The sequence below is a fragment of the Paraburkholderia sp. D1E genome, assembly GCF_052682275.1.
In genome coordinates this window covers 9,370,555-9,383,755 of record NZ_JBQYMB010000001.1, presented here as the reverse complement: position 1 = coordinate 9,383,755, position 13,201 = coordinate 9,370,555, and the positions used below count along the sequence as shown (strand labels likewise).

At 61.7% G+C, this 13,201-nt stretch carries 12 protein-coding genes, 1 tRNA gene, 1 pseudogene and 3 riboswitches; of the genes and pseudogenes, 8 read left to right on the top strand and 6 right to left on the bottom strand.

Annotated elements, in window-relative coordinates:
* Positions 1-2 precede the first annotated feature (2 nt).
* Complete coding sequence (locus ACUN0E_RS42095) at positions 3-797, bottom strand: hypothetical protein (RefSeq protein WP_408226075.1); 795 nt, start codon at positions 795-797, stop codon at positions 3-5.
* A gap of 623 nt (positions 798-1,420) precedes the next feature.
* Here ACUN0E_RS42095 and ACUN0E_RS42090 point away from each other — a divergent pair.
* Entirely contained in the window at positions 1,421-2,479 is a 1,059-nt protein-coding gene (locus ACUN0E_RS42090) for an HAD family hydrolase (protein ID WP_445570263.1), read from the top strand.
* A gap of 92 nt (positions 2,480-2,571) precedes the next feature.
* Here ACUN0E_RS42090 and ACUN0E_RS42085 read toward each other — a convergent pair whose 3' ends face one another.
* Positions 2,572-3,582 carry a sodium:calcium antiporter gene (locus ACUN0E_RS42085; RefSeq protein WP_445570262.1) on the bottom strand — a complete coding sequence of 337 codons (1,011 nt, stop codon included), beginning with the start codon at positions 3,580-3,582 and terminating at the stop codon, positions 2,572-2,574.
* A 100-nt stretch (positions 3,583-3,682) separates the two neighbouring features.
* Positions 3,683-3,854, bottom strand: a riboswitch (yybP-ykoY riboswitch).
* A 162-nt stretch (positions 3,855-4,016) separates the two neighbouring features.
* On the opposite strand from ACUN0E_RS42085, the gene ACUN0E_RS42080 reads away from it, so the two are divergent.
* Complete coding sequence (locus ACUN0E_RS42080) at positions 4,017-5,036, top strand: NADP-dependent oxidoreductase (RefSeq protein ID WP_445570261.1); 1,020 nt, start codon at positions 4,017-4,019, stop codon at positions 5,034-5,036.
* Positions 5,037-5,147: 111 nt separating this feature from the next.
* On the opposite strand, the gene ACUN0E_RS42075 is transcribed toward ACUN0E_RS42080, so the two are convergent.
* Complete coding sequence (locus ACUN0E_RS42075) at positions 5,148-5,450, bottom strand: hypothetical protein (RefSeq protein ID WP_445570260.1); 303 nt, start codon at positions 5,448-5,450, stop codon at positions 5,148-5,150.
* A 95-nt stretch (positions 5,451-5,545) separates the two neighbouring features.
* Entirely contained in the window at positions 5,546-5,902 is a 357-nt protein-coding gene (locus ACUN0E_RS42070) for a helix-turn-helix domain-containing protein (protein WP_445570259.1), read from the bottom strand.
* A 399-nt stretch (positions 5,903-6,301) separates the two neighbouring features.
* On the opposite strand from ACUN0E_RS42070, the gene ACUN0E_RS42065 reads away from it, so the two are divergent.
* From ACUN0E_RS42065 to ACUN0E_RS42055, 3 genes and pseudogenes are all read left to right on the top strand, one after another.
* Positions 6,302-6,583: a BrnT family toxin gene (locus ACUN0E_RS42065; protein WP_445570258.1), complete on the top strand. Its 282-nt coding sequence runs from the start codon at positions 6,302-6,304 to the stop codon at positions 6,581-6,583.
* Positions 6,555-6,830 (top strand): BrnA antitoxin family protein, encoded by a 276-nt coding sequence (locus tag ACUN0E_RS42060; RefSeq protein WP_115781380.1) that lies wholly within the window; start codon positions 6,555-6,557, stop codon positions 6,828-6,830. Before ACUN0E_RS42065 ends, ACUN0E_RS42060 begins: the two co-directional genes overlap by 29 nt.
* Before the next feature lie 55 nt (positions 6,831-6,885).
* Positions 6,886-7,146: pseudogene (locus tag ACUN0E_RS42055) on the top strand (tyrosine-type recombinase/integrase); the annotation flags it as partial.
* A gap of 65 nt (positions 7,147-7,211) precedes the next feature.
* Here the strand turns inward: ACUN0E_RS42055 and ACUN0E_RS42050 are convergent.
* Positions 7,212-7,287 (bottom strand) — tRNA-Arg (locus tag ACUN0E_RS42050).
* Positions 7,288-7,573: 286 nt separating this feature from the next.
* Between ACUN0E_RS42050 and ACUN0E_RS42045 the strand changes: the two genes are divergently transcribed.
* Positions 7,574-8,473 (top strand): c-type cytochrome, encoded by a 900-nt coding sequence (locus ACUN0E_RS42045; protein ID WP_408390934.1) that lies wholly within the window; start codon positions 7,574-7,576, stop codon positions 8,471-8,473.
* Between the two features lie 82 nt (positions 8,474-8,555).
* Here the strand turns inward: ACUN0E_RS42045 and ACUN0E_RS42040 are convergent, their stop codons facing one another.
* Positions 8,556-10,646 carry a UvrD-helicase domain-containing protein gene (locus tag ACUN0E_RS42040; protein ID WP_408509270.1) on the bottom strand — a complete coding sequence of 697 codons (2,091 nt, stop codon included), beginning with the start codon at positions 10,644-10,646 and terminating at the stop codon, positions 8,556-8,558.
* Positions 10,647-11,066: 420 nt separating this feature from the next.
* On the opposite strand from ACUN0E_RS42040, the gene ACUN0E_RS42035 reads away from it, so the two are divergent.
* Both ACUN0E_RS42035 and ACUN0E_RS42030 read left to right on the top strand, forming a co-directional pair.
* Entirely contained in the window at positions 11,067-12,116 is a 1,050-nt protein-coding gene (locus tag ACUN0E_RS42035) for an oxidoreductase (protein ID WP_445570257.1), read from the top strand.
* Positions 12,117-12,311: 195 nt separating this feature from the next.
* Entirely contained in the window at positions 12,312-12,665 is a 354-nt protein-coding gene (locus tag ACUN0E_RS42030) for a hypothetical protein (protein WP_408226025.1), read from the top strand.
* A gap of 152 nt (positions 12,666-12,817) precedes the next feature.
* Positions 12,818-12,918: riboswitch (glycine riboswitch) on the top strand.
* Positions 12,919-12,952: 34 nt separating this feature from the next.
* Positions 12,953-13,124: riboswitch (glycine riboswitch) on the top strand.
* The last annotated feature ends 77 nt before the right edge of the window (positions 13,125-13,201 follow it).

The window sequence follows — 13,201 nt, the reverse complement described above, 5'->3', positions numbered from 1 at the left end:
GTCTATTTGCCGAACGTCATATTCAAGCCCGCGAAGATCGTGAACTTCGGCACCCCTGCGCCGGAATGGGCAACGGAGTACTGCGGTTCGATGAACGCGTTGTAGATGGTCGAGCCACCCTTCCACGCCTTGCCGGCGCCAAGGCCGACCGGAATGTAATAGCTGCCGTGCTGCAGGTCGAAAGTCCAGGTGCCGGTCGAGCGGATGTACCAGCCGCCCGGCAGGTTGAAGATGCCAAACGGCTGCGCAGTGAGCGACTGCGTAGTCGGCCGGCTGCTTTGCCCCGCGAACGAGTGTTGCCATTGCACCAGCGCACCGAGCAATCGCGCCTTGGTCGCGCTTACGGCGACAGCGGCAAGGCCAGCCTGCCACTTGCCGGTACCTAGACTCGGGTCAGTGGCCGTCGGCATGGTCACGAGCGGGCCGACACCGATCTGCACGTCGCCTTGGGAGAGCAGGAAGATGTCGAATAGATTCAGGTCGCCGAGGCCGGTGTTATAACCACCGCTCGGATCGGGCCGCGTGCTGACCGGCAGCGTGGCGCGGAAAATTTCCGGCACGCCGATCAGGCTGTTCGGGCCGATCGGCACGGTGGGGCGCAAGAGCAGATCGTTGGTGTGCGCGCTCGCGCCGAACACGCTCGGCGTGTAGTAATTCTGGATGTTGAATGACGCGGCCAGATTGAGCGGATTATTACTCTTATTGGCTTCGTCGGCCGATGCCTGAGCGAACGCCGGCGACAACATCACCGAGGCGGCGTATAACGCTGCCGACCAAACCACGCATTTACAACCCATTCCCACACCTCGTCTATGGGCATTTCTTATAGGCGAACGCATTCCTTTGCCCGACGCAAATAAAACCAAGGAAACAGCATTCGTATTTTCGAATTAAATCGAACTAATCGCAGACGCGTGTTAGCCCACCCGGCAGCCACGCGCAGCCGGGAAAATATGCGAGACAGATGAGGCACACGATTAAATCGCGCTAAGTCTCTCGAACAAGCTGGACAGACGGTACGACCGGATACAGGGCTTGCATGGACGCTCCTTCAAACCAAAGAGACGCCGCGCCAACCGCGGCATGCGGAAAGTAGAAAGTGCACAACGTGGGACGTCGTTGCGGAATACTAGCAAACGTTCCCGATAATTACAGAGATAAATTTGTAACACGATCGAAAGCTCGTCAATTTCCGCCTGCATTAGATTTTTATAGCCATTCGCATTGCATAGTTTCTCCGTAGCTTTGAATATTTATTCGCTCAATGCTTAAGTAACCGCATGGCGGAATGTGCCGTTGCGAATCACCGGCATTGACGCGGCCGCTCAAAAAAAACAACAGAATGGGCTGCAACAATCACCTAGGCCCATTAGACTGGCGCTCGCTCAAAGTTTGACCCACCGCTTTTGATGAGGCTTTCATGATTCGCACGATGCACCGGTACTGCATTGCTTTGACCGTCGTGGTTCTTTCAGCTTGCACCGTTACGCCGCGCCACGATACGAGCGAGTCGCCGGCCGGCGCGTCGACCGCCGCCGCCCTCCCATCGTGGAACGACACCGCGACCAAGCGCTCGATTGTCGACTTCGTCACGCTGGTCACCACGCCCGAGTCGAAGGATTTCATCGCGCACGCCGACCGGATCGCCGTGTTCGACAATGACGGCACGTTGTGGCCGGAGCAGCCCGCCTCGGTACAACTGGTGTTTGCGCTGCAACGGGTGAAGACGGTGGCCGGGCGGCATCCGGAATGGAAGCGGCAGGAACCGTTTCGCTCAATTCTGAGAGGCAATCTTAAAAGTGTCGCGGCGAGCGGCGACGCCGGCTCGATGAGGCTGCTGGCGGCGGCGCATGCCGGCATGACCAGCGATCAATTCGCCGCGCTCGTGCACGAATGGTTCGACTCCGCGAGTGACCCGCGCTTTAACCGCCCGTACGCCGACCTCGCTTATCAGCCAATGCTCGAGTTGCTCGCCTACCTGCGCGCCAACGGCTTCAGGACCTATCTGGTGACGGGCAGCGATGTCGAGTTCGTCCGCGACATGGCGCAGCGCGTGTACGGCATTCCGCCCGAGCAGGTGATTGGCAGCACCGTCAAATACAAGTACAGCCAGACGAATGGCGCCGTCGCGTTGACCCGGCTTGCGCAGGTCGACACGCTTGTCGACGGCGCAGCCAAACCGCTCGCCATCGCCCGCGTGATCGGCAGGCGTCCGGTAATCGCGTTCGGCAACGCGGACGGCGACGTGCCGATGCTCGAATGGACCTCGGCCGGCGACGGGCCGCGCTTCGCGGCGCTGCTGCACCACACTGACGGCGAACGGGAGTATGCGTACGATCGCACGGCGAAAAGCGGCAAGCTCGACAAGGGCCTCGACGAAGCCGGCGCGAAAGGCTGGCTCGTCGTCGATATGAAGGATGACTGGAACACGGTGTTCAAGCCGGATAGCGCGGCAACGACTGCGGCACCGTCGAATTAAGGGCGGCTTGTTGGGAAGGCCGCGCTTAGGCCGCGTTCGCTGCAGTCTTTGCTGCGGTTTCTGCGCGGCCTCCCGGGCCTTTCATCACTCGCCTAGCGGGTCAGGGTGATCACCAGATAGCCGGCGTACAGCACGCCGCACACCAGCAGCGCCCACACCGGCACGCCGCGTTCGCGCACGTTGATCCGCAGCCATGCGGCGGCGGCGAGCGTAATCACGATGCCGGTCACCACTTCGATGCGCGGCGTCCATGGCGTCAGCAGAATGCCGATTGCCGGCAGCAAGGTTCCCTGAAACACCATCGCGCCGGTGATGTTGCCGAACGCCAGCGTGTCCTTGCCACGGCGAATCCACAGGATGCTGTTGACCTTCTCCGGCAACTCGGTGGCGATCGGAATAATCAGCAGCGAGAGCAGCAGCGGTGAGACGCCGAGCACCTGGGACACACCCCGCACACCGTGGATGAAGCCTTCCGCGCCCCACACCAGCAATCCAACCGCCAGCGCGAGTTGCACCACGATGGTCACGAGATTGGTGGGCAAGCCGAGACGCGACAGCAGCATCTTGCCCGGCGCTTCAGTGCCGTGGCCGGCGTCGACCAGTTTGTTCGATGCGCGGAACGTCAGCACCACATAGGTGATGTACACACCGACCAGCGCCGCGCTGAACAGCGCCCGCACGATCATCTGTTCGTGCGGCACGTACATCGCCGCGGCCGCCAGCACGAAGGCGCACAGGAAATAGTTCAGATCGCGCGTGAAACCCGTGCGCTCCGGCGTAACCCAGCCGCCCATACCGCGCGAGCCAAGAATCGCGAGCGTCATCAGGAAGGTGGAGAGGGTAGAGAGCATGAGCGGCGCGCCTAGAATCGCGCCGACGCCAATCTCCTGATTGACCGCGCTGTCAGCTGTGCCACCGGCAATCGCGAGCAACGGGACGAGCGTCTCGGGCAAGGCGGTACCGACCGCCGCGAACAGCGAGCCCGTCACACCTTCGGAGATTTTCAGGCGCTCGCCGAGATGTTCGAGTGCGTTAGTGAAGAGCTCGGCCGCCACCAGAATGACGACCAGCATGAGGGCAAGTTCGAACAGGAGACCGGTCATGCTTGGCTCCCAGCAAATCCAAAGGGAACGCGGCACAACGGATGGCCAAGCGGGGAGACTGGCAGGGCACTACGACGTTTCACAGGGCAACTCCGCGGTCGGACGTAGATGACGAACCAATGACGCACCGCGACCCGTCCGACCAGAACGAAGCAGTACGCCAATGGTCTCGCCAAACCGACCCGGTCGAACGCGCCATGACCCGCAGGCCAAGTATGTTGACGCGCTCTCCTTCAATGGATGAAGGAAGGCTACTCCCCAGTGACCGGGCGATTCTAACGGGATGCGCGGCTTTCAACAAGCTTGGGATCAGGCACATGTTCCGTCGGCTCCCGGCCTGACGACGTCCATCCGGATGCGACGTCAGGTGCGCACGCGTGCGACAGCCCCGCTGGTAAGATCGATCACCGTCTACGACAGCAGTGAGTCCTCACATGAGTTATCAAAATCGCCAGTGGTTTTACGTCAAGCGCCCCGAGGGACGCGTTAACGATGAGCATTACGAGTTGCGCGAAAGCGAGCTCGACGGCAGTTTGTCATCGAATGAGGTGCTGATTCGGGCGCGCATTATTAGCGTCGATCCGTACATCCGAATCCAGCAGCACGAACGCAATACTTACGATGTGCCGCATCCGCTTGGCATCGTGCAGCGAGCGGGCGTGGTTGGTGAAGTGGTGGCGTCGGCAAGCCCGCTGTTCAAGGAGGGTGACTGGGTGTCGGCCTATAGCGGCTGGCAGTTATACGCCAAGTGCCATCACAGCGAGCTGACCAAACTGGACCCGGACGCAGCGCCCGTTTCGACCGCGCTCGGCGTGCTCGGGATGCCGGGACGCACCGCGTGGTTCGGTTTGATGGAAGCGGGCAGGCCGCGTCCGGGCGACACGCTGGTCGTGTCCGGTGCGGCGGGCGCGGTCGGCTCGCTAGTCGCACAGTTCGGCAAGCGCGCCGGATGCCGCGTCATCGGGATCGCGGGCGGCCCGGACAAGTGCGCGTTTTTGACCGATACACTGAAGCTCGATGGCGCGGTCGACTATCGGGCGCATCCCACGCTCGAAGGCTTGCAGTCGGCGCTGCAAGCGGCAACCGGCGGCGTCGATGTCTATTTCGACAATGTGGGCGGCATGATCACCGACGCGGTGATTCCGCTCATCAAGCGCCGCGCACGGATCGTGATCTGCGGTGCGATCGCCCAATACGATGGGGGGCTGGACACGCCGGACCTCGCACCGCGCTTCCTGCAGCACATGCTGTTTCAGCGCGCGACGATCCAGGGGATTCTGGCGCGCGACTTCGTGCATCGGATGGACGAGATGCTGCAGACCGTCGCGCCGTGGGTGAAGAACGGTGAAATCGTTTATCAGGAGACGTACATCGATGGTTTCGATGCGTTGCCGAACGCGCTTAATAGCCTGTTCGAAGGGAAGAATCTTGGGAAGCTGCTGGTAAGGGTGTGAAGGTGTGAGGCCGAGTCAAAACCGACAATGTTAATAACGTTAAAGTTGAACGCGTTAGAGATCGAATAAAAGCAAACCCGGCCGAGGCCGGGTTTGCTTTTTGTGGATTGTTTATGTCCGTTTGCTGCGTCTTTGCAGCATGGCCTCAGTCTCCGGCGCCGTCATGTACCTGCTGGCGACCCTGTAGTCATAGTCCGCGGTAATGGTGATCTGTCCGAGCCGGTAGTCGATGCTGAACAGGACCTGGTGTCCCGGCAGAAAGCCGGCGTGTTCGAGCATGGCATCGGTAACCTGCATCCAGGGAAAGGCAGTACGCCTGCCGTGTTCGTGCGTGCGGTCTGCTTCAAGCGCAACGGAAATGCGTGTGACTTGTTCGTCGCGTGCGCGACGTGGTTTAAGATTGGCGTTAGCCATGGTCAACTCCTTCGGTGAGTTGGTGGTGGTCAGCGGGCCGTATGGGTTGCCGCCCATGCGGCCCGCGCTTCTTCTACTACGTCAAATTTCCTTCCTCACTGCTGGGTCTGTGCCAGCACCATATCAAGCATCTCGGATACGAAGCGTTGCCGCGCTTTCGGTAGCCGGCTGATCGCCTCGAGCTGCTGTTGAAGCTTAGAGGGCCGCCCGCGTTTCCTATCTCGAGTCACGTCCTGCCCCAACAGTTCATCGGATGAAAGCCCAAGCGTTTTGGTCAACTCCGGTAGCAGTGAGACGGGCGGCCGCAGCCGCGCGCCTTCGTAGTGGGCGAGGGTCTGCTGGGCAATGCCAAGCTGCTCGGCAAGTTGCTGCTGAGTGAACTTGTGGGCCTTGCGGGCGCTGGCGATACGCGAGCCCAACGCCTTGAAAAACTGTTCATCCTTCGGATTCATGACTAAGTTCAGCGGTGAAAGTCCAGCCATGATGATAGCGCTGATTTGGTGGTTCGTGGGCTGCCTTACTCTGAAATGGAGTTTTTAAATGCGAAGTCATTCAAATTCTGAACCTTCTGATAGGTCTGTAGCCGAACGGCCAATTCATGTCAGGCATCCCGCAGGAGGAAGCGGAAACGCATCAGACGCGAGGGGCCATTGGCGTGGCTGCCCTGAGGCAGGCTTGCGCGACCTTGACGGGTGAGCGCACGAGGTCTGCGAGGCGTCGTTGCCGTGTGCCTCGAAACGCGCGACGACCCGACGAGTGACCGACACCGAAACCATTTTCGCAAGCCAAGCAAGTAAACGTAGTTACAAAAACCTGTTGCGGCTCTTTGTTTTTGTAACTACAATAACCGTATGAAAACGACTCACGACCAAGCCAAGAGCGACGCCAACGAACAGAAGCACGGCGTATCTCTGTCCAACGCTGAAGCGATTGATTGGTCGTCCGTATGGTGCGCACCCGACGACCGCAAGGATTACGGCGAGTTGCGCGAAATTGGCTATGCCGTGATCGACGCCCGCCTCTATTGCGTCGTGTTCACGCAGCGCAGCGAAACCTTTCGGGTTATCAGTCTGCGAAAGGCGAACAACCGGGAGATAGACCGCTATGAAAAAGCAACCCAAATTGATCCGTAACACGCCCGAAGAAGAAGCCGCAATTGCTCGCGGCATCGCGGCCGACCCTGACACGTTTGAGCCGACCGATGAACAGTTCGCACAGATGAAGCCGCGCGGCGGCCGGCCGAAGCTCGCGCACCCGAAAGTCGCGGTAACGGTTCGATACGACGCTGAGATAGTCGAGCGTTTCAGAGCAAGCGGCGAAGGCTGGCAAACGCGCATGAACGACGCGCTGCGCGACTGGCTCAAGACACACCACGCATGATGCGTGATCCTGATGTGCCGATAGCGAGCATCAGGAAACGATAAGCATGAGCAAGCCGGTCTACCAGAGGGTGACTGTTGAATGGACAGAAGCGCTGAAGCGCGCCGGTATTCGCAATTTCCGGTGCCACGATCTGCGCCACACTCGGGCAAGCTGGCATGTGCAGCGTGGCACGCCGTTACAGGTGCTCAAGGAACTGGGAGGATGGGAAACGCTGGAAATGGTGCAACGCTACGCGCACCTGTCGGCCGATCACTTGGCACGCTGGGTTCAGCCGCACACGCAGGTCGTCGACCTACAGACGACCGCCGGCTGACTGTATTTTCACTGTACTGGGAGTAAACGATGAAGCAGAGAAACCGCTGAAAGCCTTACGGCTATTGGTGCGCCCGGCTGGGATCGAACCAGCAACCCCTGCCTTCGGAGGGCAGTACTCTATCCATTGAGCTACGGGCGCTTCAACACGAAAGCGCGGCAACCTGAACAGGACCGACGCCAAAGCGAGACCGAAAGGATACCCGGTTTCGGCCAAACCGTCCACCGGACGGCCTGCATGGCGGGATTAGGTGCTCCCCAGACGGCGCCGGCCGCACCCCGCGATGCGGGTAAACGCCTGCTGAACACCTCGCCGCCGCCCCTCGCCGCCATCGAAACCTTGCGTCTATAATCGTCCGTGCCTGAATTAAGAAAAAGAAGTTGCCGTCACGCTGTACCGCTCACATACCCACGGAGACGAGACAAGCATGAGCGAAGCACCACACGAAGCCCCAATCAAAACCCCCGGGCAGCTCATCGCCGCGATCATTGCCAGTTTTGCGGTACCGATCGTCATCATCGTTCTGCTCGTGATCTACGTCGATAATTCGACACGCACTGGCGCCGGCACAGATAGTCTCTCCGAAGCCGAGGTCAACGCGCGCATCAAGCCGTTCGCCCAGGTCGACATTCGCGACGCTAATGCGCCGCGCGTCTACAAGACCGGCGAAGAGGTCTACAAGGCCGTTTGCTCGGCGTGTCACGCGACCGGTGCGGCAGGTGCGCCGAAATTCACCAATACCGCCGACTGGGCGCCGCGCATTTCGCAAGGCTTCGACACGCTGTGGCACACGGCCCTCGCCGGCAAGGGTGCGATGCCCCCGCGCGGCGGCACCAGCCCGGACGACTACAGCGACTTCGAAATCGCCCGTGCGGTGGTTTACATGGCGAACAATGCCGGCGCGAGTTTCCCTGAACCGGCGCAACCGGCAGCGGGTGCGGCAGCAGCAGCCTCGGGCGCTGCCGCTGCGGCGCCAGCAGGCGCTTCGGACGCAGGAGCCGCACAGGCTGCCGCCGCGATGGCGGCCATGGCAAGCGTGCCGCAAGCGGCCGCACCGGCAGCAGGCGGCACGCAAAGCGCGGACGCCTCGCAAGCCGGCAAGGCGCTGTATCAGCAGGTTTGCCAGGCGTGTCACGCGGCCGGCGTGCTGAACGCGCCGAAGTTCGGCGACAAGGAAGCCTGGGCAGCGCGTCTGAAAGACCCAATCGACACGGTCTACAACTACGCACTGCATGGCAAGGGCGCGATGCCGCCCAAAGGCGGTTCCACTGCTTCCGACGCAGACGTAAAGGCCGCCGTCGATTACATGGTGAGCGCGGCGAAATAAGCCGCTTCCGGGATCGCCTCCGGCAGTTGTCGCAAAACGCAAAATCCCTGCACCGTCACAGCACGGGCAGGGATTTTTTCATTCAAGGCTTCTGCAACAGCGCCTTCAAACTCGCAAGCCGGTCTTTCGGCGACATCGGCGCTTCTTCGGGCGTCGGCGGCGGAGCGTCGTCGAGCAGCATCTCGGGGATGAAGCGCGACGGCTCGCACACCACCGTTTCACGCGCCCGCTTGCGCTTCTTGCACCAGTTCAGATGCAGGCTGCGCTGCGCACGCGTGATCGCAACGTACATCAGACGGCGCTCTTCCTCGATGCGCTCGTCGTCGATCGGCTCGTCGTCGGGGCCGCCACGGTGCGGCATGATGCCTTCTTCGACGCCCACCAGAAACACGTGCGGATACTCCAGCCCCTTCGACGCGTGCACGGTCGAGAGCCGTACCGCGTCAGGATCTTCTTCGCGGCCTTCGAGCATCGACATCAGCGCCACAGTCTGGATCAGGCCGAGCAGATTCTTGCCGGTGTCGCCGAGGCCGTCGGCGGTATCGTAGCCGGTTGCTTCGCTATTCCCTGAGCCCTCGGGCTCAGCCTTGGTGCCCTTGCGCTTCAACCATTCCATGAATTCGAGCACGTTCTGCCACTTGGACTGCGCCTGACGTTCGTCGAAGGCATCGTACAGATAGGCTTCGTAGTGAATCGCGTCCATCAACTCGTCGAGCAGCGGGCCGGCGGCATCCTTCTCGGCGCGGTCGGTGAGACGCTGCATGAAGTCGCAGAACACGCGCATCGGTTCGATCTGGCGCGGCGACAGGCGCGCCTCGATGCCGCCCATGTAGACTGCTTCGAAGAGCGACACCTTCGCCTGGCCCGCGAACGAGCCGAGCGCTTCGAGCGTCGTATTGCCGACGCCGCGGCGCGGCGTGGTGATCGCGCGGATGAACGCGGGGTCGTCATTCGCGTTGGCGATCAGGCGCAGATACGCGCAGATATCCTTGATCTCGGCTTTGTCGAAGAACGACTGGCCGCCCGACAGCACATACGGGATCCGTTCACGACGCAGAACCTGCTCGAAAATGCGCGCCTGGAAGTTGCCGCGATACAGGATCGCGTAGTCGCGGAAATTCGCACGCCGCTCGAACTTGTGCGCGGACAGGCGGAACACGACGGACTCGGCCTCGTGCTCTTCATCGTTGCAAGGCGTGACGGTGATCGTGTCGCCCATGCCGTGTTCGGACCACAGCTTCTTTTCGAACAGCTTCGGATTGTTCGCGATGACGTTGTTCGCGGCGGTGAGAATGCGCACCGTCGAACGGTAATTCTGCTCGAGCTTCACCAGATGAAGCTTGGGGAAATCCTTGCCGAGCTGCGCGAGATTTTCCAGTGTCGCGCCGCGCCAGCCGTAGATCGCCTGGTCGTCGTCACCCACCGCGGTGAACGCGGCGCGCGGGCCGGCGAGTTGCTTGAGCAGCTCGTACTGGCACGCGTTGGTGTCCTGATACTCGTCGATCAGCAGATAGCGCAGCTTGTTCTGCCAGCGGTCGCGCACCGGCTCGTTCTTCGCGAACAGTTCGGCGGGCAGACGGATCAGGTCGTCGAAATCGACAGCCTGATAGGCATGCAGCGTCGCCACGTAGTTGCGATAGACGATCGCGGCCTGATGTTCATCTTCGTTCGCGGCAATCGAGATCGCCTCTTCCGGCATGATCATGCCGTTCTTCCACAGCGAGATGATCGACTGGATCTTGCGGATGAAGCCCTTGTCCGTCGAGCCGACCTGTTCCTGGATCATGCCGAAGCAGTCGTCCGAATCCATGATCGAGAACTGCGGCTTGAGGCCGACGTGTTCCGCTTCCTGTCGCAGAATCTGCACGCCGAGCGAGTGGAAGGTGCAGACCGTCAACTGGTTGACGGGCACTTTGCGGCCTTCCTTGCCGGGCGTCGTGAGCGTCTTGCCTTCGAGCAGCTTGCCCACGCGCTCGCGCATTTCCAACGCGGCCTTGTTCGTGAACGTGACGGCGGCGATGTGGCGCGGCTCGAAGCCTTTGGCCTCGATCAGGTGGGCGATTTTCTGCGTGATCACGCGCGTCTTGCCGCTGCCTGCGCCGGCGAGCACGAGACACGGACCGTCAAGATAACGGACCGCTTCATTTTGAGCGGGGTTCAGGCCTGCGGACATCGTCAGTGGATGGGTAATGCGGTTGAGGGCGCTTGGGTGCGGAATCGCGAGACCGAAGGCCCGGGGGCATGCTGCACGGGGCGGGCGGCTGGCGCGCGTGCCTCAGTCTGAGGGGCGTTCCGGCACGCTACGATCCGCGCGAGAGGAGCGATGTTAACACGGATGCCCGAAGCGGATGCCGTGACAGACGCCGCTGTCGGACGGCCAGGAAAGGGGGCCGCAAGGGCGGCTCGCCCGACGACAAAAACGCGGTTGCCCCGGTCGTGGCCGCAACTGCCGTCCGAGCGCCGCCAAACAGGCGCCGCCGACAAACGCCTGCGACGATGCTGACAGTCCGCCTTCGGGACATGCCACAATTACGCTGTTGCGCGCCGTCGCCGCGGTGGCAAAGCGGCGCGCCGTTTTTGCAGGAAGACACGCATGTCCGCATCGCTGAAGATTGGATTGATGGGTTACGGTTTTGCTGGTGCGACCTTTCATGCGCCGGTGATCGAGCACTGCGGGCGAGCCAGCATCGCAGCCATCGCGACGAGCCAGCCCGAGCACGCGCTGGCCGATTACCCGCACGCAAAGGTGGTGGCCGATCTCGACGCCCTGCTGGCGCTCGACGAAATCGACTGCGTCGTCATCGCGACGCCCAACGACACGCACTTCGACCTGGCGCGCCGCGCGCTGGAAGCGGGCAAGCACGTGGTGGTCGACAAACCGGTCACGCTCACCGCCGCCGACGCCCACACGCTCGCCAACATTGCACTGGCTCGCAGCAAGCGGTTCGTCCCCTTTCACAACCGCCGCTGGGACGGTGATTTTCTGACCGTGCGGGACCTGCTCGCCGGCAGAGAGTTGGGGCGCGTCACGCAATACGAATCGCATTTCGACCGTTTCCGGCCGGAGGTTCGGCAGCGTTGGCGCGAGGAGGCTTCGCGCGGTGGCGGTTTGCTATTCGACCTTGGACCGCACCTGATCGATCAGGCATTGGCGTTGTTCGGCGAACCGCAGACCGTGTCCGCGACCGTTCGGACGCATCGCGACCAGGCCAGCGCGCCGGACTACGTGCACATTCAACTGGGGTACGGTGAGTTCGAAGTGGTGTTGCATGCAAGCGCGTTGACTGCGCTTGTCGCACCGAGGTTTGCGATCCACGGCACGCAGGGCAGCTATGTGAAACACGGGCTCGATACGCAGGAAGATCAGTTGAAAGCCGGCTTGCGGCCTGGCGATGACGGGTTCGGCGCCGGCAATGCGGCGGGGGTACTGCGTGTGATCCAAGGCGATCAGGAAGTGGAGCGGGAAGTGCCTACGCGCAACGGAGAATACGTCGGCTTTTATATTGCCTTGGCCGACGCCATTCAGAACGGCGTGAAATTTCCGGTCAGCGCTCAGGACGCGGTCGACGTGATGACGATTATCGAGCTGGCCGCCAGGAGTTCGGAAGAAGGCACCCGGCTACCGTTTGAGCGTATTCGCTAAATTTTGCCTAAGGGGCGCTTTCTCGCTATCTGGCGGCGGCACACTGGCAATGCCACCGCCCAAGGCAAAAAGCCTGACAACCCCGAAAGGAACATAACGTTACAAATAACCCCGTGTTCGCGGTCAGCGCGAATCCCCGGCAATCCGTTGCTACCCCAGTAGCACCACAAAACGACAACGACTTCCGGAGAGTCCATGCCACGTATCGTCCGCGCAGTAGCAGCATGCGCATTGCTCAGCTCCCTGGCCGCCTGCGTGGTGGCCCCCCAGCAACCCGCGCCGGCACCGCGCCCGAACCCGCAGCAGATCGCGGACCAGCGCCTGAACCAGGTTAACGGCCGTATCGACAACCTGAGCCGCCGCATCGACGTTCGCGTCAACCAAGGCTACTACCCGCCCCCACAAGGCGGCGCGCTGCATCACCGCCTCGACGTGATCCGTCAGGAAGCTCATGACATGGCGGCGCAACACGGCGGCGGCCTGTCCGGCGACGAACAGCGCGTGCTGAATCAGGAACTGGACAACGCGGCGCACGCCATCGGCGAATAAATCGGCGAACAATCGCGCCGGTTCAGGCACTGAAGCAAAGAAGCGCGGGCATCACGTCCCGCGCTTTTTTTGACATTCGCGATCCCCCAGCGGCACCCCCATGCCCCTTACGGGCCTTTATTTGACAAGCCCCCGACCCTCGCGTACATTCGCCGCACGCGTCGGGAGAGCGTGCTGGCAGCAGAAAATCGCAGGCCGCGCCGCCGAAGGGGCACACCCGCAAACTCTCAGGCAAAAGGACCGACCGCGTCGAAAAACCCGCGCCCAGGCAACATCAAGGCACCGGTTTTTCGCACTCTGGAGAGCGGCAGTAGCCATCTGCGCCGCGTACATCGAACGTACGTCGAGCAGATTCCGGCAAGCTGCCCACCGAAGGGGCGCGCGTTTCACCGTAGCGATCACGGCTTCACCATCGCACGGCGGCGCAATCTCTCAGGTATCGAGGACAGAGGGGCCATGCAACGCAATCGCTCGCAGCCAGCAGGCCGCGAGGCGTAGCGCCGCGTGGCCTTTTTTGTTTCGCGAGATGCCCGAGG

Excerpts from the sequence above, each read along its gene's own strand:
- ACUN0E_RS42035 (WP_445570257.1), top strand. The coding sequence starts at position 11,067 with ATGTCCGCATCGCTGAAGATTGGATTGATGGGTTACGGTTTTGCTGGT.
- ACUN0E_RS42040 (WP_408509270.1), bottom strand. The coding sequence starts at position 10,646 with ATGTCCGCAGGCCTGAACCCCGCTCAAAATGAAGCGGTCCGTTATCTT.
- ACUN0E_RS42065 (WP_445570258.1), top strand. The coding sequence starts at position 6,302 with ATGAAAACGACTCACGACCAAGCCAAGAGCGACGCCAACGAACAGAAG.
- ACUN0E_RS42070 (WP_445570259.1), bottom strand. The coding sequence starts at position 5,902 with ATGAATCCGAAGGATGAACAGTTTTTCAAGGCGTTGGGCTCGCGTATC.
- ACUN0E_RS42030 (WP_408226025.1), top strand. The coding sequence starts at position 12,312 with ATGCCACGTATCGTCCGCGCAGTAGCAGCATGCGCATTGCTCAGCTCC.
- ACUN0E_RS42090 (WP_445570263.1), top strand. The coding sequence starts at position 1,421 with ATGATTCGCACGATGCACCGGTACTGCATTGCTTTGACCGTCGTGGTT.
- ACUN0E_RS42075 (WP_445570260.1), bottom strand. The coding sequence starts at position 5,450 with ATGGCTAACGCCAATCTTAAACCACGTCGCGCACGCGACGAACAAGTC.
- ACUN0E_RS42085 (WP_445570262.1), bottom strand. The coding sequence starts at position 3,582 with ATGACCGGTCTCCTGTTCGAACTTGCCCTCATGCTGGTCGTCATTCTG.
- ACUN0E_RS42045 (WP_408390934.1), top strand. The coding sequence starts at position 7,574 with ATGAGCGAAGCACCACACGAAGCCCCAATCAAAACCCCCGGGCAGCTC.
- ACUN0E_RS42095 (WP_408226075.1), bottom strand. The coding sequence starts at position 797 with ATGGGTTGTAAATGCGTGGTTTGGTCGGCAGCGTTATACGCCGCCTCG.
- ACUN0E_RS42060 (WP_115781380.1), top strand. The coding sequence starts at position 6,555 with ATGAAAAAGCAACCCAAATTGATCCGTAACACGCCCGAAGAAGAAGCC.
- ACUN0E_RS42080 (WP_445570261.1), top strand. The coding sequence starts at position 4,017 with ATGAGTTATCAAAATCGCCAGTGGTTTTACGTCAAGCGCCCCGAGGGA.